Source organism: Morganella psychrotolerans, from assembly GCF_965118875.1.
GTDB classification, from domain to species: Bacteria; Pseudomonadota; Gammaproteobacteria; order Enterobacterales; family Enterobacteriaceae; genus Morganella; species Morganella psychrotolerans_C.
Genome location: NZ_CBCPJD010000001.1, coordinates 663,201 through 690,078 on the forward strand (window position 1 = coordinate 663,201; position 26,878 = coordinate 690,078).

Annotated in this window: 25 protein-coding genes, 2 tRNA genes, 1 pseudogene and 1 riboswitch; of the genes and pseudogenes, 8 read left to right on the top strand and 20 right to left on the bottom strand. The window is 36.4% G+C overall.

All coding sequences use genetic code 11. From position 1 onward, the window contains the following. The first annotated feature begins 868 nt into the window (after positions 1-868). Genes ACMHKJ_RS03185 through ACMHKJ_RS03200 form a run of 4 tightly spaced genes read left to right on the top strand, consistent with a single transcriptional unit; the run spans position 869 to position 5,336 of the window. Entirely contained in the window at positions 869-1,339 is a 471-nt protein-coding gene (locus tag ACMHKJ_RS03185) for a Csu type fimbrial protein (protein ID WP_082970569.1), read from the top strand. Positions 1,340-1,397: 58 nt separating this feature from the next. Further along, positions 1,398-2,123 (top strand): fimbrial biogenesis chaperone, encoded by a 726-nt coding sequence (locus tag ACMHKJ_RS03190; protein ID WP_413492031.1) that lies wholly within the window; start codon positions 1,398-1,400, stop codon positions 2,121-2,123. Further along, positions 2,080-4,395 carry a fimbria/pilus outer membrane usher protein gene (locus tag ACMHKJ_RS03195; RefSeq protein ID WP_413492032.1) on the top strand — a complete coding sequence of 772 codons (2,316 nt, stop codon included), beginning with the start codon at positions 2,080-2,082 and terminating at the stop codon, positions 4,393-4,395. The genes ACMHKJ_RS03190 and ACMHKJ_RS03195 overlap by 44 nt, the downstream gene beginning before the upstream one ends. Continuing rightward, positions 4,386-5,336 carry a Csu type fimbrial protein gene (locus ACMHKJ_RS03200; RefSeq protein WP_413492033.1) on the top strand — a complete coding sequence of 317 codons (951 nt, stop codon included), beginning with the start codon at positions 4,386-4,388 and terminating at the stop codon, positions 5,334-5,336. The genes ACMHKJ_RS03195 and ACMHKJ_RS03200 overlap by 10 nt, the downstream gene beginning before the upstream one ends. A gap of 250 nt (positions 5,337-5,586) precedes the next feature. Here ACMHKJ_RS03200 and phsC read toward each other — a convergent pair whose 3' ends face one another. The 18 genes and pseudogenes from phsC to ACMHKJ_RS03290 all read right to left on the bottom strand — a co-directional run. After that, positions 5,587-6,360 (bottom strand): thiosulfate reductase cytochrome B subunit, encoded by a 774-nt coding sequence (gene phsC / locus ACMHKJ_RS03205; RefSeq protein WP_413492034.1) that lies wholly within the window; start codon positions 6,358-6,360, stop codon positions 5,587-5,589. Between the two features lie 8 nt (positions 6,361-6,368). Next, the gene (locus ACMHKJ_RS03210) at positions 6,369-6,980 is read right to left on the bottom strand and encodes a 4Fe-4S dicluster domain-containing protein (RefSeq protein WP_413492109.1); all 612 of its coding nucleotides are present in this window, start codon (positions 6,978-6,980) and stop codon (positions 6,369-6,371) included. A gap of 225 nt (positions 6,981-7,205) precedes the next feature. Next, a complete protein-coding gene (locus ACMHKJ_RS03215; protein WP_413492035.1) occupies positions 7,206-7,943 on the bottom strand; it encodes a tetratricopeptide repeat protein in 738 nt (245 codons plus the stop codon). 120 nt (positions 7,944-8,063) lie between these two features. After that, positions 8,064-8,585 (bottom strand): DsbE family thiol:disulfide interchange protein, encoded by a 522-nt coding sequence (locus ACMHKJ_RS03220; RefSeq protein ID WP_413492036.1) that lies wholly within the window; start codon positions 8,583-8,585, stop codon positions 8,064-8,066. Next, positions 8,575-10,536 carry a heme lyase CcmF/NrfE family subunit gene (locus ACMHKJ_RS03225; RefSeq protein WP_413492037.1) on the bottom strand — a complete coding sequence of 654 codons (1,962 nt, stop codon included), beginning with the start codon at positions 10,534-10,536 and terminating at the stop codon, positions 8,575-8,577. Before ACMHKJ_RS03225 ends, ACMHKJ_RS03220 begins: the two co-directional genes overlap by 11 nt. Then, positions 10,533-11,015: a cytochrome c maturation protein CcmE gene (gene ccmE, locus ACMHKJ_RS03230; protein WP_413492038.1), complete on the bottom strand. Its 483-nt coding sequence runs from the start codon at positions 11,013-11,015 to the stop codon at positions 10,533-10,535. Before ccmE ends, ACMHKJ_RS03225 begins: the two co-directional genes overlap by 4 nt. 222 nt (positions 11,016-11,237) lie before the next feature. Then, positions 11,238-11,951 carry a heme ABC transporter permease CcmC gene (ccmC, locus tag ACMHKJ_RS03235; RefSeq protein WP_413492039.1) on the bottom strand — a complete coding sequence of 238 codons (714 nt, stop codon included), beginning with the start codon at positions 11,949-11,951 and terminating at the stop codon, positions 11,238-11,240. 79 nt (positions 11,952-12,030) lie between these two features. Next, a complete protein-coding gene (gene ccmB / locus ACMHKJ_RS03240; protein WP_413492040.1) occupies positions 12,031-12,699 on the bottom strand; it encodes a heme exporter protein CcmB in 669 nt (222 codons plus the stop codon). Next, a complete protein-coding gene (gene ccmA, locus ACMHKJ_RS03245) occupies positions 12,696-13,343 on the bottom strand; it encodes a cytochrome c biogenesis heme-transporting ATPase CcmA (RefSeq protein WP_413492041.1) in 648 nt (215 codons plus the stop codon). The genes ccmB and ccmA overlap by 4 nt, the downstream gene beginning before the upstream one ends. Before the next feature lie 36 nt (positions 13,344-13,379). Continuing rightward, positions 13,380-13,886: a GNAT family N-acetyltransferase gene (locus tag ACMHKJ_RS03250; RefSeq protein WP_413492042.1), complete on the bottom strand. Its 507-nt coding sequence runs from the start codon at positions 13,884-13,886 to the stop codon at positions 13,380-13,382. Beyond that, positions 13,883-14,728, bottom strand: a complete 846-nt coding sequence (locus tag ACMHKJ_RS03255; RefSeq protein ID WP_413492043.1) for a cytochrome c1 — start codon at positions 14,726-14,728, stop codon at positions 13,883-13,885. Before ACMHKJ_RS03255 ends, ACMHKJ_RS03250 begins: the two co-directional genes overlap by 4 nt. Positions 14,729-14,732: 4 nt before the next feature. Next, the gene (locus ACMHKJ_RS03260) at positions 14,733-15,941 is read right to left on the bottom strand and encodes a cytochrome b N-terminal domain-containing protein (RefSeq protein ID WP_413492044.1); all 1,209 of its coding nucleotides are present in this window, start codon (positions 15,939-15,941) and stop codon (positions 14,733-14,735) included. Then, the gene (petA, locus tag ACMHKJ_RS03265) at positions 15,934-16,500 is read right to left on the bottom strand and encodes a ubiquinol-cytochrome c reductase iron-sulfur subunit (protein WP_413492046.1); all 567 of its coding nucleotides are present in this window, start codon (positions 16,498-16,500) and stop codon (positions 15,934-15,936) included. The genes ACMHKJ_RS03260 and petA overlap by 8 nt, the downstream gene beginning before the upstream one ends. A gap of 133 nt (positions 16,501-16,633) precedes the next feature. Next, entirely contained in the window at positions 16,634-17,074 is a 441-nt protein-coding gene (locus ACMHKJ_RS03270; protein ID WP_413492047.1) for a pseudoazurin, read from the bottom strand. Positions 17,075-17,103: 29 nt separating this feature from the next. After that, positions 17,104-17,931, bottom strand: a complete 828-nt coding sequence (locus ACMHKJ_RS03275) for an ABC transporter ATP-binding protein (RefSeq protein ID WP_413492048.1) — start codon at positions 17,929-17,931, stop codon at positions 17,104-17,106. Then, complete coding sequence (locus ACMHKJ_RS03280) at positions 17,928-18,992, bottom strand: FecCD family ABC transporter permease (RefSeq protein WP_413492049.1); 1,065 nt, start codon at positions 18,990-18,992, stop codon at positions 17,928-17,930. The genes ACMHKJ_RS03275 and ACMHKJ_RS03280 overlap by 4 nt, the downstream gene beginning before the upstream one ends. A 68-nt stretch (positions 18,993-19,060) precedes the next feature. Further along, on the bottom strand, positions 19,061-20,119 hold the full coding sequence (locus ACMHKJ_RS03285) for an ABC transporter substrate-binding protein (protein ID WP_413492050.1): 1,059 nt from the start codon (positions 20,117-20,119) through the stop codon (positions 19,061-19,063). A 222-nt stretch (positions 20,120-20,341) separates the two neighbouring features. Beyond that, a riboswitch (cobalamin riboswitch) is annotated at positions 20,342-20,571 on the bottom strand. 379 nt (positions 20,572-20,950) lie between these two features. Continuing rightward, a pseudogene (locus ACMHKJ_RS03290) lies at positions 20,951-21,164 on the bottom strand (IS200/IS605 family transposase); the annotation flags it as partial. 233 nt (positions 21,165-21,397) lie between these two features. On the opposite strand from ACMHKJ_RS03290, the gene ACMHKJ_RS03295 reads away from it, so the two are divergent. Continuing rightward, complete coding sequence (locus ACMHKJ_RS03295) at positions 21,398-21,676, top strand: putative quinol monooxygenase (protein ID WP_413492051.1); 279 nt, start codon at positions 21,398-21,400, stop codon at positions 21,674-21,676. A 569-nt stretch (positions 21,677-22,245) separates the two neighbouring features. Continuing rightward, positions 22,246-22,689 (top strand): universal stress protein, encoded by a 444-nt coding sequence (locus ACMHKJ_RS03300; protein ID WP_413492053.1) that lies wholly within the window; start codon positions 22,246-22,248, stop codon positions 22,687-22,689. A gap of 388 nt (positions 22,690-23,077) precedes the next feature. Here the strand turns inward: ACMHKJ_RS03300 and ACMHKJ_RS03305 are convergent. Continuing rightward, positions 23,078-23,153: transfer RNA gene (locus ACMHKJ_RS03305), tRNA-Thr, on the bottom strand. A 5-nt stretch (positions 23,154-23,158) separates the two neighbouring features. After that, a tRNA-Ser gene (locus ACMHKJ_RS03310) sits at positions 23,159-23,246 on the bottom strand. Between the two features lie 208 nt (positions 23,247-23,454). Between ACMHKJ_RS03310 and rcsD the strand changes: the two genes are divergently transcribed. Together rcsD and rcsB are read left to right on the top strand one after the other, a co-directional pair. Then, complete coding sequence (gene rcsD / locus ACMHKJ_RS03315; RefSeq protein ID WP_413492054.1) at positions 23,455-26,169, top strand: phosphotransferase RcsD; 2,715 nt, start codon at positions 23,455-23,457, stop codon at positions 26,167-26,169. Continuing rightward, positions 26,162-26,812: a response regulator transcription factor RcsB gene (rcsB, locus tag ACMHKJ_RS03320; protein ID WP_150384730.1), complete on the top strand. Its 651-nt coding sequence runs from the start codon at positions 26,162-26,164 to the stop codon at positions 26,810-26,812. Before rcsD ends, rcsB begins: the two co-directional genes overlap by 8 nt. The last annotated feature ends 66 nt before the right edge of the window (positions 26,813-26,878 follow it).

The window sequence follows — 26,878 nt, forward strand, 5'->3', positions numbered from 1 at the left end:
GTCGCTTACGGTCCGGAAAATAATGATGAATAACCATGGATCTGCTCTGATATATTCATAATTAGTAATATTTACTTATTACATCTGACGCAAACATTCTTCATGAAAATAGAAAAAACCAACCGGAATAACACTCACATAATATTCATAACACACTATTTTATATGACATTCACTGTCAGATGATATCAGATAAAATGCATTATAATAGGTGATATTTTTATCTGAGACAGATTCAGGCTATTTTCAGATAATACCGAAATAAGGTTTTGTTATTCACTGTACTTTATCCCCGGATTAATCACGCTGAGCCGGTTAACTGATTTGGTCATGTGTGTTTTTTAATGTAACACCCCGCAAACCCTTACTGGTATTTTGATAGTATAAAGTGTCACTCTGCCGTGGCAGGAACATTACTTTTTCTTAACATTATGACTTGGACGAAATTGGCTAACATCATGCATGGCCCGTTGTTATTAACGTTATTTCACTTATTTTCAATATGAAAATAGTTATTATTACCTAACAGACTAATACGTAGCAGATAGCAGCTATTTTAATGTTTCAGCAGCTAATAATGAACAAAAAAAGATACTCGAGTTTTCTACAGATTTAAGCTATTTTTTCACCAATAGTCAGAGTAATACTTCGTATATTACTTATATACAAAAATTAAACCCCGCATCTATTGATCTTCTATACGATTATTTTAAAATATAAAAAATAGGAAGTATCTGTAAACCACCTATTTACTAAAAACAAAAAATTATCTGATGCAAATGTTAATTTTGAATTACCTAAAATTATAACTGCATGAAAATGATAATTATATAAGTAAACACAGCACTCCCCACTAAGGTAAACCCGCGTTGAAAAAAATTAAATATTTAGGTTTAGCAGTGATGTTATCTACCTCTGCTACTACTTTTGCCAGTACGATTACATCAGAGAAAGTTAGTGCGAACATGAATGTTTATCTGACTGTACTTAAAGCCTGTACGGTTTCTGTCAGTGATATGAATTTCGGTAACCAGTTCAGTAATGCCGGGGAGCAAACCACAGATGCTACGGCCTCCGTGACATGTACCCAGGGAACTAACTATAAATTAACGGCCGATGCTGCAGATGAGTATATGCTGGAAGACAACAGCGGTAATAAAGTTTCTTATGCTTTATATACCGACCAGGCAGGCAAAATTCCGATGACAACCGGAACGGCAGAAACCGGTACCGGTTCTGCCCAGCAATTAAAAATCTATGGTAAAATTGCAGCAAATACACTGAAGCAGGCTCCTGCCGGTGTTTATAAAGATACGGTTTCTATTTTAGTAGATTATTGATCACACAAAACGGAAGGAGTCTTTATGACTCCTTTTCCGCCTTATACCGGCTTATTTTATGTTTAAATCAATATTTAAAAGATTAAAAATTTTTCTTCCCTTAGCTTTATTGATCTCTTTATCTGCTGATGCAGCAACATTGCAGGTTTATCCGGTCAATATCGATTTTTCACAAGATGAAAAAGTTAAAGCCGTCTATGTTTCTAACGCCGGTAGCACTGCTATTAATGCCCAGGTCCGGATATTCCTCTGGGAACAACAAAACGGTAAGAATAAACTGTCGGAAACAAAAAATATTATTGTCAGCCCACCGATCACTGATATTCCGCCTGAACAACAACAGTTAATTCGTATCATTATTCCGGGACTTAAAACAACAGGGACAGAACAATCGTACCGCCTTGTGATTGACGAATTACCGGGAAATGATGCTCCGAAAAGTGACGGTGCGGTAAACTTTTTACTTCGTTATTCATTGCCTGTCTTTATTAGTACACCTGAAGAAGCCCTTGATAACCATAAAATTGATGTTCGCATTAATAGCCATACACAACCGGCCACGCTTCAGGTTCGCAATAGTAATGCCCAACACATTAAATTAAGTGATGTTGCGATTGTCAGTAACGGAAAAGAACAGATTATTAATAAAGGCTTGCTGGGATATGTGCTGGCAAACAGTCAGATGCAATGGCCTATACCGGGCAACCTGTCATCAGGACAGACACTGAAAGTGACTATTAATGAACATTCAGAACCTCAGAATTTCGTTATTAATTCTGATTAGTACCGCCTTGTATACCGCAGGCGCTCTTGCAGCACCTGCAACAGAACTGCTTTATCTTGATGTTTCAGTTAATAAACGGGCAATACCTGATCTTATCCCGGTAAAAAAAGAAGGTGATACCTTTTGGCTGTCAGAGGAAGAAAGCCAGTCTCTGCAATTAAATACCGAAACATTATCCAGACAGGATGGCTGGATAAAACTAACTCCCCAACCAGGATTGGCGTTTAATTATGACCCACTGACACAATCCCTCTCTATTACAGCCGAAAGCAACCTGCTTGCCGGGTATCAGAACAAATCCTCCCCGGAACAGGGTTTTTTACTGAAAGAAAATCAGATAGCTCCGGCAATTAAAGGCGGGGTCATTAACTATGATCTGTTTGCCAGTCAGGATAAATACACAGACAGTGCCAGTGCATATACTGAACTGCGGGCATTTGGTTATGGTCAGGGAAGTTTTTCATCATCATTTAATACCCGGATTTCCCGCACAAATGACATAACAGACAATACATTTACCCGGCTGATGACATCCTGGACATACAGTAATGTTGATTCTTTAAATGTACTGACACTCGGAGACAGCATTACAGGTGGACAATCACGGACAAACAGAGTCCGGTTCGGTGGTATCCGGTTTTCACATAACTATACCGTTCAGCCTAATTTTAATACTGCATCACAACCTATTTACAGCAGTACCGCTGTATTACCCTCGACAGTTGATTTATATATTGAGGGTATGAAAAACAGCACGCAACGGATTGAACCCGGACAATTCACATTAAATACCGCCCCCTATTTCTCCGGTGCCGGTAATGCGCAACTTGTCATTACCGATATTAACGGACAACAGCAGAAAATTGATTTATCGCTTTATAACACTAATCAGTTATTGTCCCCGGGACTGTACACCTGGGATATCAGCACCGGCTGGCTGCGTGATGATTACAGTGACCGCTCTTTCAGTTATAACCCCCGACTGATGACTGTCGGTGACGGACGCTACGGATTAAATAATAAAGTCACACTGGCTGTACACAGTGAAGTAAGCAGTTCACTTCAGAATACAGGAGCTGGTTATCACTGGCTTATTTCACCTTACCTCGGCGTATTCCGGGCTGATACGGGATTTAGCCGTTACCGGAACAATAGCGGGTTACAATGGGGAGCCGGATGGCAATGGAATAATCCTCAATTCAATATATCGGCAGATCATCAGCAATTCAGCGATAATTATGCGGATATGTCGGTAGTGGCAGGTAATACGCTGCCGAAAACATCTGACAGTGTATTTATCAGCCAGGCATTTGACAATATAGGAACACTTGGCAGCGGATGGGTAACCAGACAATATCAATCGACAAAAGTCCAATATGCAAATATCTCCTGGACACGGACATGGGATAATTCATTTACATTATCTGTCAATGCTACCAAAGAACTGACAAATCAGAATGATCATGCCTTATATCTTATGCTTAATATTCCCTTATCTTCTGAACATTATGTCTCTCTCCAGACCAGCTATGAAGATCAGCGTGTTAATCAGCAAATTCAATATCAGAAAAGCCTGATACCGGATAAAACCGGTTGGGGATGGGGATTCTCATCTCAGACAGGTCATAATAATAACCTTCATGCTGATATCAGTCACCGTAATGAAATAAACGAATGGCAGCTTGGTTATAACCGTAATAACAGCCAGGACAGCTGGTTTGCCGGCAGTAACGGAGCGATAGGTCTTCTGGACGGTCAATTTTATTTTATGCGGACACTGGGAAATGCATTCGCAATTGCTGACACATCCGGAATACCCGAAATCCCGGTCTATCTGCAAAATGTTGAAGTAGGAAAAACAGATGAAAAAGGATTTTTACTGCTTAATGACCTGTATGGCTATGAACCACAAAAAATAAGAATTAATGCTTTGTCACTTCCTGCCGATTATCGTATCAGAGACACTGAAAAAAGCGTGATATTAAGGGATGGCAGCGGAACCAGAGTAACCTTTAATCTATACCAAACACGGGCATTGTTGCTGGAATTGACACAAAAAAGCGGGCAACCTATCCCCTTTGCAGCAACAGTGACAACTGAAGATAAAACACAAAAAACAATTGTCGGGTATGACAGCCGGATTTACCTGGAATCATGGACTCCCGGAGAAACTATTAATGTGACCTGGCCAGAAGGCCAGTGCCATATTCAGATACCTGATACAAAACAGAGCACCACAGCCGTTACTGAGGAAAATGCAATATGCTTGTAAATAATAACTATTTGATTTTCATTGGTATATTTTTCGTATCCTCTGCTGCATTTGCAAGCAGCAATTGCTGGAACGGAAGTGGCACCGCATTTAATTTCGGGACCAGTACTCAGGGTCAGGCTAACGCAACAACCGGAAGGGTTATTTTCACCTGTAATAACTATGAAAATTCGACACGGTATATCCGTGCCTGCCTGCGTTTACAGGATGAGGCTCCGCTAACTATGCGAACAAACAGCTATCCGGCAAATGAGCTCTATTTTAACCTTTATCCGCTTAATGATCAGAGTGTTCCTTTAAGTCGCTCGACACAACAATATGCGCAAATCGATTATGTCCTCCCGACAGCATCCACTAAAGAAGCCTATTTTAATCTATCGGCAAAAATAATGCCGAACCAGACATCACTGGTGGCATCGTCTTATTACAACTATGGGTTTTCTACTGTGATTAAGTTTATGGCAGCAGAAAAACAGGAGCAATTACCCGGTTGCAACGCAATGCCGGAAACAAATTTACGGACAGTTCAATCATCCGCCAGTACAGAAATAAGACAGGGATGTCAGATAGACAGCGTCAGTGATATGAATTTCGGCACATTGTCACCTGTCAGCGGAAAAAAACTAGCCTCAAAAACAACAGCCAAAATTACAGCCAGGTGCCCTGTTAACACATCGTTTTATCTGGGACTAGGCCCCGGATTACATTATAAAGATAACAGCCGGCAGCTTTGTAACCAGAGAAATTGTGTCAGCTATCAGCTTTATCAGGATGCGGCAAATTCAGCACCGTGGGGTGACAGTATTCATACCAATACTGTCAATATAGTATCTGACAATGGTAACAGTCAGAGTGTAACAGTGCATGGCACTATACCGCCACAGGACTGGCCGGTATCAGGAAATTATACTGATACGGTTGTTGTGACACTGTTTTATTGAAATAGAGCTATGACAGATGTTCCTCTTCAGAAAACACTTGCCACACTTACGTTATGGCAGTGAAATTCACAGGGGAACGCCTTCAGGAACAGATAATTTCAATCTGTCCATGCCTGTTTCACAACCAAGCTCTCTTCAGGTTAAGTATAGTTAATATCCATCTGATAAATCGCCTCCCCCTGCCTGATGTTGATTAATAAATACAACTTTCAAAAAACAAATTAATTTCAAATGAAATAAAAAATGTTTATTAATGCCGGTGATAACCATCCTGCATACTTTTAAATATATCCGTAGGTGTCCGTCCTGTAGTGCACAAATAAATATGACTGAAAATAAAAAAAACGCTGGCAACGCCTAACATAAAATGAAATTGAAAAATGTAATGTGATATGTTTTTATATAAAAAATCAATTGTACCCGGATACAGTGAAAGAAAACCGGTAATGAGTAACAGTGGTAAAAAAAAGTACATGATAAATAAATAGACTATTTGCTGAAGAGGATTAAACTTGGCACTCAGACTAACGACAAACGGTGGTTTACTGTGATTAAGCATGCCATAAGAATAAAATAAAATTTGCTGAATGATACTTTTTCTTAATGATTCTCGCTTTAAAAAATAATGTCGGGCATTACCTGACAACAAATTACACGAAATATAAAAAAACCAAGTCACAGACAATAAATAACCGGATACCTTATGTATATCTACAAAAATAGCGGTAACCCTATAATTCACCAATGTAAAATGATTAATGAGCCCGGTTAACAGTAAGACCGAAAATAACACGGCATTAGCCAAATGCCATAGCCGAATAGAAAGTGGATAAAGATATATTTTTTTTGAAGGCTTAGTCTCTTTTCCCGAATAAGATAATAAACGTAATAACACATGAATAATAATTATTATAAAAAAAACAGAAAATAAAACAGTTACAATTAATAGCCAATCCGGCCAATAATTGACATCATAAACCGGTACATAAAGGTGCAGCTGCGATTGAAAAAATTCAGCGTTCATATATCCTCTTACATTAATGGCTGCATGCGGGCAAGCCGGTATAAATGAGGTTTACCTGCACCGTTTAACTGATATTGATAAAATTTATTTTTTTTCATCCAGTCACTTATTTCCGGGCTATCTTCTCTGCCAAAGAGTAATGCATTTTCAGGGCAAACTTTTACACAAATTGGAATAAGTCCTTTTGCCAGGCGGCTTTGTGCGCAAAAATCACATTTATCCGCAACATTAGTCTCTGAATTCAGATAACGAACCTGATAAGGGCAGGCAGAAATACAATAGCTGCATCCGATACACTTTGCTGTATCTATCCGGACAATACCGTCATTATCCTGATAAGATGCACCTGTAGGACATACCTCAATACAAGGTGCATTTTCACAATGCTGACATGAGTGGCGAAAAAAATGGTGACTAATAATATCATTATTCGTTTTCACCGGAATCCTTGCGATAGCTAAACGGGCGCTATTCTTTGGAATACGATGTAGCTTATGACAAATGCTAGCGCACAAATTACACCCGTTACAACGATTCTCATCATGAATTAATGCATAACGGGAAGTCATGGCAGTTTCTTTCGCTGCAAATACAGAACCTTGCAGATCCGGAAATATCATGATGGTACTGATGCTGATTATAAATTTACGTCTTGTATAACCCACTTACCTGCTCCACTTCGGATCGGACATTTAAATTATATTAGTGCAGTTATCAGCGAAAATATATGTAAAGCAGTCTTATAAAATACTTATTTATAATTTTCCGCCATCACAACCAAATTTTTCCATATTAAACAATTTAGCATGCACTTATATATATTAAAGTGATAAACCTCAAGAATTTTACTCGTAACTTAATTTTTCATTCGCATTTTGTATTCTTACTTTCAATAAATCATATCGATAATCATTTACATTTAATAAATCCATCATATTACTCCAAATGGAAATTGCAGATGAATATTTCTTCTGAAGGAAGAAACTAACCGAAAGCATTTCCATAAGGCTTATATTCCCCGGATAATCAGCAAGCATATCCTCTAACATACTCTGTGATTTCCCCAGGCTTTCATATGTATTTTTTTTCATTAATGCACGAATATACAATACCTTATGATTATAGTCAGGACTGATCATATAAGCTTGATTGTAAGAAATTAATGCTGTCTCAACATCCCTGTTATGTAACGATAGTTTACCTAAAGCCTCCCATAATAAAATATCACTCCTGTTGTTAATTAAATGATACTTAATGCTTAGTATATATTCATCCAAATCCTTCTTAGTTAAAAATTCATTATTTATATTTTTTTTAATTAACGATGGAGATACTACTAATGAATTTAAGTTCATATATTTAACACCACCTCCGGATAAATAATATGCTCCTCCGGAAAGAATAAACAACAGTATTGTACATGACAAAAAAACGGGCTGCCATAGCTGGTTAGATATTAATAATGATTTAAATGTTAATAATGTTATTGAATCTTCTGCTTTCTCAGGACACAAGAAAGCCGGAATAACAAATAAAGACACACAAAGAATAAAAAAAATAATAAATATGGAGAAAATATTCATTTTACTCGTCATCCTTCTCGCTTAATTTTATTCTACCAACACCAAAACTTCTAATAAATACAAATAAAAAGGCTAAATAATCTTACAAAAAAAGTGTATGATGATAACATCAGCCAATTATCATAAATCATCAAAAATAGCTTTTAATTGACTATCCCATACTGAGCTGTTAATTTCACCACTGTATCGATACAAAATAATACCATGTTGATCAATTATAAATGTTTCAGGTACACTATAAATAATCAGCCCTATATCAACAGTACTGCCTTGGTCAAGGAAATTTAATAAGTAAGGATTTTCATAATGCGTTAACCAGTCAATGGCTTTTTGTCTTTCATCTTTATAATTAAGTCCAATAATAATTACACCATCGGCTCTGAGCTTATTCAAAAACTCATGTTCAGCTTTGCATAATAAGCACCATGTCGCCCATACATTCAGTAGATATTTCTTTTTCTTTGGCAAGAACAAAGCAGATTGCTCATTATAAAATAATGGATTCATATTGGAATAAGATAATGGAATACCTACATAGATTAATTCTCCTGTTTTGCCTTTATAATTATATAAATAGAATGAAAATAAAAACATTAATATTAGAAATGAAATCAATGGAATGGCCAGAATTTTATCTTTCACATTTACATTCCTTATTTATTATAATATATTTGTTACTTTTTGAAAGTATACATAATACCCCTCCAAAAATAATAAGACCACAGCCAAACCATATAAAAAATATACATGGTTTTTTATATAACCTAAATGTCCATGAACCTTCTGATGTTTTCTCTCCGGGTATAATATGTAGATCACTGGATATACTACTGTAAACAGCCGGATTTGTAATAGTTACATTGCGCTCAGGGTAAAAACGTTTGTCCGGATAAACCAGGGTAATTAATTTATTTTTTTTATAAACATGAATAGTAATTACCTCACTGATAAAACCTTCTTCATAAACAATTTCACTTTCATTAACATAAAGTTGATAATCATCTATAAAGTTATACTCCCCCGGACCTATACTGATATTTTTTGTCACAGTATAAGACTGGCTAAATACTATGCCAATAACCATTACCGAAATACCTAAATGGGCAAAAATCATACCATAGTATCGGGCTGTTTTTTCTTGTAAACGCTGGTTAACTATCAGGGTAACATAGAGATTTGTTACAGTTGTAGTTACAATAAATAAGGCCAGAGACAAATACAACCACACCATGAAATCAAAACCAACAGCATATAACTTAACTATTAAAAATGACAACATAATACTTATGATAATATCAATAAATAAATAATATCTAATTCGTTGTATATCTATAGCATCCCATTTAGTTAAAGGTGTAACAGATATAAGAATAGATAATGGAACAAATAAAACCTCAAATGTTTTATTAAAAAAAGATTCGCCAATAGAAATATTACCAAGCCAGGCTAATTGATAAATTAATGGAGAAAATGTCCCAAAAATAACAATACCAAGTGCTGATAATAAAATAACATTACCAGATAACATAAGATGTTTTTTGGAAAAAATAGACTGTAAGTTATCATTTTTATTTATAATAGAAAGTAACTTATTTCCCTTGCATGCAAATAACACTAAAGAAGAACCAATTACTATAATTATATATAATAAGAAAAATAATCCCTGTTTAGAGTCAAATGCAAATGAATGGACTGAGTCTAAAATACCAGAGCGAACTAAAAAAAGACCGACCAGACATGTTGCAAATACAATTATTGCTAACAGAATAGTCCAGAGTACAAAAATTTGTTTCTTCTCAGTAACGTATAAGGAATGAATTAATGCTACTACGGCCAACCATGGCATTAATGAAGCATTTTCAACGGGATCCCAAAACCACCAACCACCCCAGCCTAATATGTGATAAGCCCAATATGCTCCTGACAATATTCCTCCCGTTAAAAATATCCAGGAGATAATGACGCGTATACGTAACCAGCGCATTAACAATATATCAGTGCGTCCTGTTATAAGAGATATTACAGAAAATGCAAAAACAACAGAAAAACCAGTGTAACCAAGATATATTAATGGAGGATGAAAAATTTGATTCACATTTTGCAGCATTGGATTAAGAGAATCACCTTCCAGAGGAATAAACGGAAATGAACGCTCAAACGGGTTTGACGTAAGCAGAGTAAAACCTATAAATCCGGAATTAATAAATGCCAATAAAATCAATGCCTTTACTTTTATATCTGATGCGATATTATTAAAAAAGGCAGTTGTAACTGACCATGCACTCATTAAAAATATCCACATAAGCAGGGACCCCTCGTGACCTCCCCAGACTGATGCAATTTTATAATAAAGGGGTAAATACCTACTTGAATTTTGGATAACATATTTAACAGTAAAGTCATTGGTGACGATAATATATATCAAGCAAATTAAAGCGCCAAAAAGACAAACAAAATACCCTAATGTTAATATATTAATACTTAGCATTAAACGCTGTTCGGATCTAACAACTCCAAGTAAAGGATAAATGCAAGATAATATACAAAATGATAATGATAAAGCTAATAAAATACTGCCAATTTCAGGGATCATTGTTTCATACCCGGTATATCCGCATTTATAATATGTATTTCATTATTTTTTGAATCAATGCTGTCATGAGGAGCATATTCCGCATTATGCTTAGCTAAAATCTGAGTTGCATAAAAAATTTTATTTTCAGACAGCATGCCCTGAGCAACAACACCTTGTCCCTCTTTAAAAAGATCAGGTACAATGCCATGATAAGCTACTTTAATTTCAGCATTATCATCATATACTACAAATATAATATCAAGCCCATCAGCAGAGCGACTAATTGAATTTTTCTTTACCATTCCCCCCAGTCTGAAACTGGTGCCTGTCTCTGGCTGTAAATCTGCCCCGGTATTACTATATAATATACTTGAAGGTGTGTGAAAATAATTTATATTTTTACCCGCTATGTAAAACAATAAACAAAATGATAGGATCACGCCAAAAATAACAAATAAAATCAGCACCAATTTATTTTTCCTTCTTATTTCCCTCATAACCCCTTACCTTCTATCACTTCTCTGCCTGACAGGGAAATTCATATTAAAACCTTTATTAACTTTGGTAATAATAATGTAATGACTATACTGTATATAAAGTAAAGTAATTATAAAGACCACCAATGTTGAAAGAAAAGCCAGGAAAATATAGTATTCATGTTTTTTTATAGATATAAAACTGTCTGCCAAGCACAAAATTTCATTCATAAGACACTCTTTTTATTTAACGATATATTTATAAACCCAATATTTGTTTATCTCTGAATACAAAATTATATTTCTTAATTGCATTAACGATAAGGTAATAAATAGCATAGAGAAACCTACTATAGCAATTCTTAAAGGATATCTCATGCTTACATCTATCGTTTTATGTAAATCTGTCGTACCTTGATGAAGCGTATTCCACCAATCTACTGAGTAATGAATAATGGGTATGTTAATAACACCAACAATAATAAGTATATTAGTTAAATTATCTCCATTCCTATGATTACCAAATGTACTATGTAATGCAATGACTCCAGAATATAAAAATAGCAGAATAAGTTCTGATGTTAATCTTGCATCCCATACCCACCACGTTCCCCACATTGGTTTTCCCCATATAGCGCCTGTAACTAAGGCAATTAGGGTAGATATCATACCAATAGGCATCACAGATGAACTCAACCAATTAAATAATTTTATTCTGAATATTAAATTTATTAATGCGCAAAAAGCCATAAATATATAGATAACAATAGATGAAATCGCAGCTGGTACATGTAGGTAGATAATACGATAACCATCACCTTGTACACGGTCCTGCGGTGTATAAATCAATCCCCATGTAAGACCAATAATTATTAATGTTACTGAAACAAGCCAAAACATCGGAATTACTCTCTTACACAAAATATATATTTTCTCAGGGTCATTATGGATATTCATGATATCTCTCAATGTTTTTAGGTAAATCATATTAATAATAGCCACACTATTTACATAGTTCATATGTATACATTACAAACTATCTACTATCAGAAACATGTACTTTTAATGCAGCAGAAATAGCAAAGGGTACAAAAATAACGCTTATAACTAACAATAAAATCAAAATAGCAAATGCCCCATCAACAGGTTGATTGTTTTGATGTAAATTACTGATCCCACTCCCCAAGATAAGTACAGGGATATAAAGTGGAAGCGTGATTATGCTGATAAGCAAGCCATTTTTGTTAAGAGATAACGTTAATGCGGAACCTATAGACCCTATTATACTAAGAATAGGTGTTCCTAATAACAATGCAATAACCATTATTATTAATTTATCATATTCCATTGATAAAAAAACAGACATAAGTGGCGAGATAATTATTATTGGTAAAAAAGAAACAACCCAATGTATTAATATTTTTGACAAAATAATAAAATAAAATGAATGTGTTGATATATATAATTGTTCCAGTGTTCCATCATCATAGTCATCCTTAAAAATTTGGTCAAGAGATAATAATGAGGATAGCATTGCCACAATCCAGTAAATAGGAACAGAAATAACAGACAGTAAATGAGTGTTTTGTCCAATACTTAAAGGGAAAAAGACCATCACAATCATAAAAAATAATAATGGGCTAACTATCTGATTAATGTTTCTTGATAAACCCTTTATGTTATATTTTATAAAAAATGAGATCATATACTCTTACCATTCTGATATATAGTATTAATACCCTCCTCATTTAGTTTAAGTATAATACTATTACTTATAACATAATGATGTGATGTATATAAAATCATCCCACCATTTCCTATATGACTATCAAATAATTTAATTAATTGTTGTTTTAATTCATAATCAATTGCAGTAAATGGCTCATCTAATATCCATAATTTGGCATCACTATGCCACAGGCGCGCCAAAGCAACCCGCCTTTTTTGACCTTCAGATAAATTCCTGACTAAAATATCGCTATAGTTACCCAAGTTTAGTTGATCAATAATAGATTCAAATGTTATGTTACTTTTATTTTTCCTGGCTAAAAGAGAATAAAATTGAAGATTCTCTGACACGGTCAGATCACCTTTTAAAGCAAGCTTGTGTCCAAGATAAATTATTTTACTGTGATAATCTTCTTTTAATTTAAAAATAGATATATTTTTCCAGCTAATCTCACCAGAATCCGGGTGAATCATGCCTGTAATTATTTTTAATAATGTTGTTTTACCTGCGCCATTATTACCTTCTATTCGGATGGCATCACCAGAATTCAATACAAAACTAATTTCGTTAAGTAAAATTGATTCCTTTTCTATGAATGTTATTTTTTCTGCAATTAACATTTAGTCACTAGCCTACTATAAAAGGATAATAGAAATTTATAACGTTTTTTCCATATGAATAATTTGTTGTGCCGAACCCATATCAAAAGTTGTACTATAATTATTTTTTTTCCAAAAATCATATCCACCGGGAAGGAAATGATGAGTATGTAAATAAATAGTACTAAAACATTTTTCAACACAAAAATTTTCTGCCAACATCAATAAATGACTTCCAATCCCTTTACGACGATGTTCCGGGTGAACATAGCACCTACAAATTTCTGATGTTGTGTTAAGATTATAACGATCTGTTAGTACATCTATTCGGTTATCATAAGAAGATACAGCAATAGAACCTATGACACTATTTTGATGATCCAAAGCGATCCATAAATTACTTCTCTCCGGTATTATATATTTATTTTCTAATAAGAACACATCATCTTTATTATTTTTTAAATCGTACTCATACTTGAAAAAATTGTTAAGTTGTTCAGATAAAAATAGTTGTGTTGGCTTAATATAATCATGTACAAGAGACTCTATTTTTAGTAATGTCATTGAATCGCCTTTAATTTGTTTTTTATTATTTTCAATATTAATAATAAGATAAGAAGTACAGAAAGATACCCTAAAACTACCCATCCTTTCTCTGCTCTGCTTTTCATGTAAGGATCTGCAGCCCAGGCCAGAAAAGCAGTAACATCTTTTGCATATTGTTCTGCTGTTTCAGGCATTACATTTATACCATTTACATTCTCTTTATATACAATATCGCCATCATGTAATTGCTTATTCATAGCAATTAACCCACCCGGATAATAACGATTAAAAACATACATGTCATTTTCTCCGGTACTTTCAGGATAACCTGTCAAAAGTGCATAAACATAATCAGAACCATGCTCATTATATGGAATAAACACATCAAAAAAGGATTGAGGAAGCCCTCTTTCATATCCTCTGGATTTTGTAATATATGTTAAATCCACCGGTTCTTTGCCATTATTAAGATAACTTGCTTCTTGTGAATTTAAATAAGGGGAGGGAAAATAGTCGGTAAGTGTTCCCTGCCGTTCAATTGGTTGTCCCATGTCATCAGTATCAGTAAAGACATAGCCTTCCGCTATTAATTTAGCTTCTTCTGATGTGAATGAGGGACCATCTGAATCTGTCAATTGATAAAATTCAAGATATTTCATCCCATGGCAGGATTGACATTTCTCCTGGTAAACCTGGAGTCCCCGCCTGAGCTGTTCTTTATCATATTTTCCATCTATACCAGAGTAACTCCATTGCTGTATATCCGGTTTTTCTGGTTTAATTATAGGTTCTTCAGCATAAGAGTAAAAAGACAAACTAAGCAAGAATTTGAATAAAATGATAGCTATTAAGTTTTTCATCAAATTAATCCTGTTTCTCTATAAATTTCCTGCATGGCAAGACAATAAAAAAATAAGAAAAATAAATTATTGTCGAAAATTGAGATGCAGGCCTTATCCAACCACTCTCTTCATGATTCAACCAATTAATTAAATCCGGACCGCTTAATGCTTGTGAGCCTAACCACCCTAAAAAGATAGCATTACAGACCCAAATGAAAAATATTATTTTTAAATATATATTATAGTTTCTGAACTTAGATTTTGAACCATCCAGCCAGGGTAAAAGATAAAAAACAAAAATGGCACCAAACATTGCAGCAATACCTACAAGTTCGTCAGGAAAACACCGTAATATAGAAAATAATGTCAGGAAATACCATTCCGGTGATACTATTTCTGGTGTGATCGTTGATTCGGCTTTGATAAAGTTATCTGTATGCATTAATGATTGCGGAGAGAAGAAAACAAACCAAACAAGTACAAATAAAAACAATACTACTTTTATAGCATCCTCATTTGTTATTTTATAATTAAATAATAATTTTTTTTGTTGTTTATCTGTCAATGGCTTCTTGACCGCTTTAGAAAAGGCAAGCTGAACTGTACGTATATGTATAACTGTAAAAATAACAATAATAAACGGTATCATAAAATGAAAAACATAAAAACGACCAAGCATCGGTGTTCCTATAGAAAACCCACCAACGATAAGATCGTGCACATTCCCACCAATAAACGGAATAGCTTTACTTAATTCGGTCATTACAGTTGCAGCCCAATAACTTTTTTGTCCCCATATAAGGCTATATCCAAGAAAAGCAGTTATAATTAATAACAAATACAGTGTTACACTTATCATCCACATCCTGACGAATGGCCTGCGATAAACACTGAAGTACATACCACGGAATATATGAATATAACAGGCAACAAAAAAAAGGGATGCGCCTATCGTATGTAAATTTCTTATAAGCTCGCCATTGTTTATATTTCTTATGATATTAATAATGGAATCAAATGCCTGCTCCGCAGTTGGTATATAATACATGGCTAAAATCAGCCCTGTTACTATTTGTATAATTAATACAACTAATAGTATAGCGCCTGTGCCAAAAGACCATAGCAACCAGCCAGACTTAGGCAGTCTTATTGTTTTTCCAAGAAATGATAATAACGTCTTTAATACTGATTTCTCAGGGTTTAATCCAATTCCTTCATGTGGTTTATACATTACTGGCACCTACACGAAGAACCAGTCCTTCATTCAAAAAAGTATATTCCGGAACATCCAGGTTTTTTGTTGAAGGACCTTTAGTCACACGACCGGACATATCGAACTCAGATCCATGGCAGGGGCAAATCCATCCTGTGTTTTCACCACTAATTTCTCTTGGTATACAACCGGCATGCGGGCAATTACCAAAAAGAACCAGCCACTGCTCATAACCTTCCCTGACTCTTTCACTATCAGGCTGAGGATCCAATTGAAATGATATATTTTCTGAGCGTGCTGCCTGAATTTCACTTTCCGTTCGATAGCGAATTAAAATTAATTTATCACGCCATACTTTCTTTATTACCTGACCAGGTTGTAAATTCTCAAGATTAATATCTATCGGGCCGCTACTCACCAGACTTCGCTTATCAGGTCCAAAACTCATTACCAGAGGCCAGGCGGCGGCAGCTATGCCAACAGTACCAATCAACTGTGTCAGCCTGTAGATACATTTTCTGCGGCTTAGTAAGGTTTTACCGGTATCCTGTATTACTTTATCGTTCTTGCCATTCATTAAATATTTCCTATTTTTTTACTGGCAGTTAATTTCTTGCAGAATACAAATATGTTGCATGACACAATATAAAATGGGATAGCCTGTTCTATTATTTATGATAATCAGGCATCGCCATTAATTTAAATTAATATTATTTATCAACGTGCGTCTCTATTAATTTTTTAAATCGCTTATCCGCTAATCCTGGTGCTTTAAAATCGCGGTAGGATTGAGGTAAATCTGCATTACCGACTTTAACTAACATAACCATTCCCTGAGCATAGTGAGGAGTACATTTGACTCCGTAGTAGCCCGTATCATCATATTTTACTTCTATTTCCTGATCAATTTTACCCATAAATCCTTTGTACCCGGCAGGTGACATTTCTTTAATGGATGCTGCATTGTGGCTTTTATGAGTCCGGACAAATTTAATAGTATCACCAGGTTTAATTTCAATATAATCCGGTTCATAAATCATCGGGCCTGATGCTCCCCGGTTTTTCATCAGCACTTCGTGAGTTTCTGCCAAAACAGGGGAAACCAGCAAAAGTGAACCGGTTAAAATTAGTATACTCTTTAATAAATTCATTTTATTTCCTGTTTAATTTAATGAGGTATTTAGCAATGCGGGTATTGATATCGGATAAAACAATTTCCGTTATTTTCTTCGGACTCAACAATAGCGGTTATGCCGAAAAATAATTTTATATTTTCAGGTGTGAATATTTTTTCAGGTATATCTATAGCGACCAGCCCCCCCCCCTGCATAACTGCCACCCTGTCACAAAACATCGCAGCATGATTAAGGTCATGTAATGATGTTATAACAGTAAGTTTCAGTGACTTTATCAGGTACAACAACTCTATCTGATGTTTTACATCCAAATGATTGGTTGGTTCATCCATCACTAATAATTCTGGCTCCTGGGCAAGCGCTCTTCCTATATGCGTGCGTTTGCGCTCTCCCCCTGACAGCGTTTGCCAGTTCCGGTTACAGAAATCTTTCATATCTATTTTATCGAGTATTGCATTGACAACCGAACTATCATTCTCAGACCACGGATTCACCAGACTTAAGTAAGGTGTCCGGCCCAGCCCGACAGCTTGTCTTACTGTCATCTGGTCGGTTGTTTCAGCGTGTTGTTCAACCAGTGCCATTTTTTGTGCCAGTTGACGACGCGAATATAATCCTATTTTCTTTCCGTCAAATTCGACCATTCCGGAGAAGGGTTTATTTAAACCCGCAATCATAGAAATTAATGTTGTTTTTCCGGAACCATTCGCACCAATAATTCCCAGAAATTCGCCTCTTTTTACCCTCATCGAGACATTGTTAACGATATTTTTTTTCCTGATACGTAAGCTGATATTTTCAATTTTTAATATAGTGTCAGTCATAGAGAACTGTTCAGCTGTGTATGCAGCCTGATTCCGGATATTAATCATTTTGAACGTTTCCCCCTAACCAAAATAACCGCAAATATCGGGGCACCAACTAATGCAGTGATTACACCTATTGGTAAAACCTGCCCTGTAACAATTGTCCGGGAGATAACGTCTGCTGCTATCATAAAAAGAGCACCTACTATTGCACTGACCGGCAATAATTTATGATGTTGATGCCCGACAATTAATCTTGCCGCATGTGGGATAACCAGTCCCACAAAACCGATAGCGCCGACAATCGAAACCATAATGGCTGTCATTAATGTTGTGGCCGTTATCAAAACAGCCTGGGTCCGCTTAACCGGGATCCCTAAAGACGCCGCCGATTGTGTACCAAACGTAAATGCGTCGAGTGACCTCACATAGCAAAAGCACGTCATCACTCCAATAACTGTAACCGGAACTGCGAGCATGACATCCGGCCAGCGAACGCCACTGAGATTACCCAGTAACCAAAACATTATCCCTCTGGCCTGCTCGGCGTTTGCTGATTTTGTGATAATCAGAGACGTTATTGCATTAAATAACTGAGAGCTTGCAATACCGGCAAGTATAATTTGGGTCGCTACCGCCTCCCTTGCACCACGTGCAAGAGCTGCTAAAGCCGCTACAAATAAAAACGCAATTAATGCACCAATGAATGCACCAAATGACATAGAAATAATTCCGCCACCAATCCCGATTAATGCTACAGCAACTGCTCCTGTTGATGCTCCGGCTGAAATCCCCAAAAGATAAGGGTCCGCCAGCGGATTGCGCAGTAATGACTGTAACACCACACCGGAAACAGCAAGACAGGCGCCACAACATGCTGAAACTATTGCTCTGGTTAACCGGTAATTCCATACGATCCCGGCATCTAAAGCATCGACATCATAATTTAATGTAAAAAGCTTATTTCCAAGTGTTTCTATTACGTTTTTCCATGGAATAACCGTTTCACCTATGGATATCCCCAATAGAACTGCAATACATAAAATCAGACCGGTAACTAAAAAATAAAAAATAGCTTTAGCAAAAAACCGGATGCAGACACGATATTTCACAGCAGAAAAATACATATTCATACCTGAATTAGTTTAAAATCCGCCGAAAAATATAATTCCGGCAGGATTTACCATAAGTATTATTAATGTTTACTTTCAGCTAAGTTATATTTTAATAACGCATCTGCAATTTGCTCTAACCCATCAATTGTCCGTACACCTGCATTCATTGTCTGTACATCAATCACAGGTAAGTATTCATTTTTAACGGCAGGAATAAGACTGGTTACAGGATCAGATTTGAGATATTCCATTTTTACCTTCCAATCATCCGCAGGAAAACGCCGGCGGGACATTTCCCCTAATACAATCATTGATGGATTTGCTTTTGCTATTGTTTCCCAGCCAACTGTCGGCCATTCTTCATCAGAATTAATAATATTTTTGATTCCCAACTCTTTAGCAATATAAGCCGCAGGACCCAGTTTTCCGGCAACATAAGGATCTAATTCCAGATCTGCACTGGAAAACCAAAATACTGCAGAAGTGCCGGGTTTGATATCCGCCACTTTTTCTTTTGCTGATTTTTCTCTTTCTTTCAGTGACATCACTAATTCATCACCGCGATCCTGAACATTAAATATTTTAGCCAGATCATTAATCTCTTGATACACAAGATTAATATCAAACATTTCTTTTCTTACACCATCACCACCATCTTCATTACTTTTTGCACAATCAGCTGGTGAGGAATAGACAGGAACCTTTAATTCATCAAATTGCTCATAAGTTGCAACCACGCCCGCAGAACCTATTTGCCATTCAAACTGGCTTGCCACCAAATCAGGTTTCTTGGCGAGAATACCTTCAAATGTAGGAATATTTTCAGCAATAACATCAACTTTAGCATTTTGCTCTTTGAATTGTTCCATGACAGGGGTAAACCAGAGTGATGTTCCTGCAACACGATCAGCAAGCCCCAGCATATACATGATTTCGGTGCTGTTCTGACCTACGGTTACAACATGTTCAGGTGCTTTGGTAAAAGTAATATCCTTTCCACAGTTTTTAATTGTGAGCGGGTATTCAGTTTGGGCAGATAATGAAATGCCGGAGTATAGTAATAGAAAGAGGCTACTTGTATTAATGATAAGTTTATTTCGTAGGTTTTGATTTTTTGTTTTAATATTGTTACTTAACATACTATCCTCTGATTTCATTAAGACACAATTGTTGTGTTTTATGTTATCGGAATAGATATATATAATGAATGTTTATGAAATTATATAGCTAGGTATCGTGGACGTTGTAATAGTGTTAAATAATAATGATATAACGTCGCAATATACAAGTTAAACCAATATATTTCTCAATTTCACTAAAGAAATTGTCATTCATCATAAGGACTATCCCGCCTTATAGATTGAATATTGCATTTAACGGTAGGTCTACTGGCTTACGAACTCTGAGATATCAGCCTTCCCATAATAATTACAGTGACTTACTCATCATATTAGCCTGATGAATATAAAGATATCCAGCTACGTCTACAGTTGCGGGTACAGCTATGGATTTGAATATAATATTCGTACCATATTCCTTTTAATTAATAAGGGTTACTTATATTAACTAAATACCGTTGCGAATTAATATATTAATAAATTCAATCATAGTCAATATGATAATAAGAATTATTGATTATTTGTTTTATTCTTTAAAATCATATAAATACGAAGCCATTAGATAGATTTATTTAATTTAGTTATTGATAATTAACATTGCAATGCCCTTTTATTGATAAAAATCAATTATTTTTTATACCTCATTTTTTGTTTTATATTTTTCTTGATCTTTATTCTTATCTTTTCACATGGAAAATAATTTAAGTAATGATAAACTTGATGGTCTAATAGCTGATTATTGAAGATACTTAAGGTATAATTAATGCTGGATATTTTTATAGAAGTCCGTAAATCTATAGCTGATATTGTTATCTTTACTTCCATCCATCTCCCTAACGTCACTTATTTAACTTACATCCTGAAAGAATCCTCATCCTTCCGGGAACTTAATTTATCCTGCATTACGTCCGATTTACTCTGCTCCTGATATATTTTTTATTTGTGGCTTCATTTAAATCCATCCTACTTATATAGCATCCTTCCGCCAAAAATTTTTTGTTATTAAATATATATTTAATATTGATATAATTATCAATATTATCAGTAAATTTTTTCCTTTCAAATACTCTCGGGGATTCAAAAAAATGAGATGGTATTTATACAAATATTAGTTGAAACATCTATATCGTAACAAAAAAATTTTTCTTGGTATTCATCATCGGCTGCATCGGCACAATCTGAGGTTTGCAGTTCAAAAAGCAAAGCTTTCTGAATTGGTACGAATTTTGTAAATATTTTAGCCCCTGCCGTCTGATTGATTATAAACTGGCTACACATTTAGTAGAAACGGGATTCATTATGTACTTAATTACAGCTTGCATACGCATTATAAATAATCATTCATTTGAAGATGTTTATAATGATTTAAAGTGGTTAGAAGCAGAAACCCAAAATGAAGATGGTAATATTTTTTTCTCTGTTTACCCTTCCGACAGAGAAAAAGGTGAATTTATACTATGGGAAAAATGGAAAGATAAAGAATCTGTTAACGCACACTTTAAAATGCCCCACACCGGGAAATTAGTTGCTAAAAGCATAACTGAGGTCGTCTGGATTAACGAAACACAGCTATTGTAATCCGTCATTCAGCCATGCCTGTAACTCTATAAAAAAGACCACGGAGCGATCTGTCTGATTTTTGCGTGATCTTTTTCTATCCCGCTTTTAATATCGGATTTACACATTTCGCCTGTCACAAAAATGGTTACCGGAACAAACAATCAGGAATATGCCAGGAAAGCCAGTAGTACAACATCTGTGGGGACATCATAAATACACCGCAACAGCGACAGATGGACGAACAAACTGTGGAGATATTAAATTTTCTTCATGGCCTGAATTGCTAATCCGTCACGCTCATAAAATAAGCACCTGCGCAGACTTCGATTACAACGATTGAAGATGAGCACTCTATCAAAAACCCATCAATTTGATTCATATGGGTTTTTATATAAAGTCACCTTGCTTATTTATCCCAATGATTGATGTGAAATGGCTGTTTACCGGGATAAATACCACTGAATATAATATTTTGCATAATGGTTTCTCCTGAAAAATACCCTAATTGTAAAAACTATCGATTAGTAGTGATAATATGGACTATCCTTAATCAAAGATACGCTGGTTTTTCTACTAAGGAGTTGGTTATGCATAAAATAATTCTTGTACCTATCGATCTTAATCAGAGCTCATTGACTGATAAGGTTATCTCCGAAGTTAACGGGTATTCCATAAATAAAAATACACATTTTTATTTTTTGACAGTCATTTCACCTATCGAAAAATATAATGAATATGGTGTTGGATATCCTGTAATTACTGAAAACACAAAGTCAGAAGATGAAATGACAGAGAGTATTAAGGTTGAACTGAAAGCCGTTATAAGCAAATTTGAAATACCTGAAAATCAGATAACGTTACTTGTTAAGATTGGCAGCATTGCTGATACAATCATTGATGTATCACAACAAATAAAAGCCGACCTCATTATTATCGGTTCCCGCAACCCAAGCTTCAAAACACATATCCTGGGGTCTACTGCCTCATCACTCGTTCATTATGCGAAAACATCTGTCTTTATAGTAAGATAATTTTTAATTTGATGCGGCAGGACGTGGTTGTTTGCAGCGTACCTCCCGCAGCATTGTATCAATGTTATTGATATTACAGCCCGGAAAACAAATTTAAGACCGGCAGAGATCATTAACTTTCGGTTTGATGGTTTACTGTACGCGTGGAGCGAACCTGTTAATCAAGACGAGAGCTCCCTGTCGATATTACAGGAAATGGGAGGATGGGAATCAATTGAAATGGTACGGCGTTACGCTCACCTGGCACCAAGGCATTTAAGCCGGCACTCACAGCAAATTGATGTGGCTCTCAGGAGTGATGTCTCAAATATGTCCCACACTACACTAAACGTTGTTGGCGAGTACAAAAGGAAAAACCCGCCATCTCAAAGAGATGGCGGGTTTTATATGGTGCCGGCTACCGGAGTCGAACTGGTGACCTACTGATTACAAGTCAGTTGCTCTACCAACTGAGCTAAGCCGGCTAATTTGGTGGAAGGATAGAGATTCGAACTCTAGGACGGTCTCCCGTCGGCGGTTTTCAAGACCGCTGCCTTAAGCCACTCGGCCATCCTTCCATGGGGCGCGATTATCCTGAAAAATGAGGAACCTGTCTACCCCTGTAAGCAAAAAAAATCATTTTTTTTGTCTGTCTGCTCAACATTCAGGCATTCCGCCTTATCTGTGGCTGATTACAGCTATTATTGTGCCGGTAATTAATATGCTAGAATCAATTCCCGGTGGATTTTCAGTCAAGTACTTACTAATAAGGTTGTAACGGAAAATATGTACAGACATTCAAATTCCAAGCCTTATACGATACCCGGCTTTTATGCATCATTTGTTTCGCTGTTAGTTTTATCTCTCTTCTTATATGGATATAACTACTACGATGCCTGGCTGGGAAGCAAAAAAGGCGCATTACTCAGTTTCAGCAACCGGATAGAACATCAGGTTGAAACATACAGATATCAGTCAATTGAGCTGTTCAGGCTTGCCAATGCAGCAGATACGGAAAAACGACCCGAACTCGTTCCTCCACATAAGATCCTGAATGACATTTACTGGATTGACAGCCGTGTACCGATTGTTGATGCTATTTTATTCGGGCGAACTGATGACGAAACCTATTCGATTGCCAGACGGTTTTCCGATTATCTGACCATTTTGTGGGGCGGAAACAATCAGTTCAATTCAATGTATTACCTTAATGGTCTGGATAACAGTCTGCTGTTAGTCACATCTCACTCTGCCCTGCGTCCGGAATTACGCTATCGCGAAAGCTATCTGACACTCAGTGCTGATGAAAAACGCACAGAAATGCTGGCGGATTCAACAGCGCTGGATGAACGGGAAACATTGTCGTCATTTACTAAACTGCGGACTGAATCGACTTATTACTACACATACCGCGCGATGTTTAATAACCCCGGTCAATTAACCAGTGTGGTCGCATTCGATTTACCAATTAATACCATGGTGCCTGATAACCTCGACCTCGCAAACCTCGCGCTGGTCCCTGCGGAATCAAATGTCATCAGCAACCGGACAAGTCCGGTGCAAATCAGTATTAACGGGCTGTCACTGAAACTAAGCTACCGCCTCAGTGATATGCCGTATCAGGTTATCTATCAGCTCTCCCTGCTCGCACTGGCTGAAGAGATGCTGTCCGCCAATATATGGTTGTTAATCTCAATTTTGCTTTTCAGTATTTTATCGGTTGGTGGTCTTATTTATATCCGCAAGCGATTCATTTCTCCGCTGAATTCATTAATCCGCCAGGCAAAAAATAGTGAAGCCATGACGAATGAAATAGTCGCCCAGCTCCCGCTCGGGCTTGCGATTTATGATTTCGCCACTAATAAGCGGCTGATAAGTAACACAATTGCCAATCAACTACTGGCATTAAGCGATTTAAGTAAAACACGTGATATGGCCCGTGAACATCAGGGACGGATCCAAACCACCATTGATAATGTCGTCTATGAAGTCAGTATGAACCCTGTCCGCAGTATGAATGATACCTATCTGATCCTGTTCCAGGATAAAGATCAGGAAGCATTGACAGCGCGACGTCTGCAATTATCTGACCGTGAATATAATAAGAGTATTAAAGCCCGCCACTCCGTGCTGAAGAATATTAAATCTGAGTTAGCGATACCGGTTAAGCAACTTGGTAATGACCTGCACGCACTGAAAATGTATGTCACCGACAATACCGGCAGACAGTTGATGAATAAAGTTGCGACCGAGTCCGGCTACCTCAGTGAATGGATTGAAAATATTATTTTACTGGCCGACCTCGAAACAGATGACTGGAAGCCAACAAATGATGAGTTCCTGTTATCTACAACCATTGAAGATATTGTGAAGCAGTTTTCACAACAAATTAATGACAAAGGGATACCCCTTTATTTTCATAACGGTATAAACAGACAGTTAAATTATATTGGTGATGGTTCGATCATAAGTAAGGTTATTTTATTACTGCTGAATTACGCTGTCAGTAATTTAAAATATGGTAAATTAGTTGTCCGCCTTAAGAATATATTCAAAGATGAACATAATAATATCAAATTTGAGATAATTGCCAGCGGCTCTGGTTTGCCCTCTTCTGATCTTGTTAACCGCTATGATCCTTTTATGTGTCAGGTAGCAGAAACAGAGAATCGTCCTAATTCAGGTCTGGCATTTTATTTATGTGATTTATTATGTAAGAAGCTTAAAGGTAAATTGAAAATTGACAGTAAACCGGATATCGGTACCCACTACATTGTAGAGCTGCCGCTGCCTGCAACGGAGTCGCGTGGTGAACCATCCGGTATTCTGGAAGACACTCTTTTCAAACTCAATATCATTAATCCAAGTATTCGGGAAATAATTAATGCAATTATAAGTGAAAACGGCGGAATTTTATTTGATAAAAATCGCGCGTTATTGCAAGATGAGTACGACATCCTGATAACAGATTTTGATAAGAAAGCGAGAAAGCCGATATTATTTTTACGTAATGATATTGTTGAACATAAAATGATTACACCTTCTCTTGTGGAATGTAATTATAATTTCAACGATGAGATTCTGAATGCAATTACATTACTCATCGAACAAAGCTTAACTTCGGATGAGTTTGATGATAGATTCTTACCCGGAGATTCGGGTATTAATACAAACGCACTTTCCGTAGGGGAAATTGTTGCTTTATATAAAAATCAATTGGCACAAAGTACGTATAACGATTTGTTTGCCACCACAGTACCTCCTGATATAAATAAGATGTACACCGAAGCAGAATTAAGTGAATTGCAGCCACTGGCGCTGACGGTACATCGGGTTAAAGGGGTCTTTGCTGTGCTTGACTTTGATTATCTGAAAACACGGTGTGAAGATATAGAACAGTATATCGCAGACAAAAACAAAATTAAAATTGATGAAGGTATCCGTGAAATCGATGCCATTGTCATTGAATTGCTGCAGCAAGGTAACCACGAGTATGAATAACCTGAATGTTATTATCGCTGATGATCATCCCATCGTTATTTTCGGGATTAAAAAATCCCTGGAACAACTGGAGACAGTCACTGTTGTCGGTGAGTTTGAAGATTCAACTGCACTTATCAATAATTTAGCTCGTCTGGATGCAGATGTTCTGATAACTGACCTCTCTATGCCGGGAGATAAATACGGTGATGGTATTACGCTGATTAAGTATATCAAGCGCCATTATCCTGACCTGGCCATTATTGTTCTTACCATGAACAATAACCCGGCGATACTCAGTGCCGTACTGGAACTTGATATCGAAGGGATCGTACTGAAACAGGGCGCCCCGGCAGATCTGCCGAAAGCACTGGCTTCATTGCAGAAAGGGAAGAAATTTACACCTGAAAGTGTTGCCAAACTGCTGGAGAAAGTAAATGCCAACGGTTATGGCGATAAACGCCTGTCACCAAAAGAGAGTGAGGTTCTGCGGTTATTTGCCGAAGGACATCTGGTTACTGAGATTGCGCGTAAACTCAACCGCAGTATCAAAACTATCAGTAGTCAGAAAAAATCTGCCATGCTGAAACTGGGTGTTGAAAATGACATCGCTCTGCTGAACTATCTTTCGTCTGTCACTATTGACAGTCACAGAGAAGTATAATGTAACCGTACCGGTTATTAATAAAAAACCGCCGTTCAGTGAACGGCGGTTTTTTTATCCTGTTAC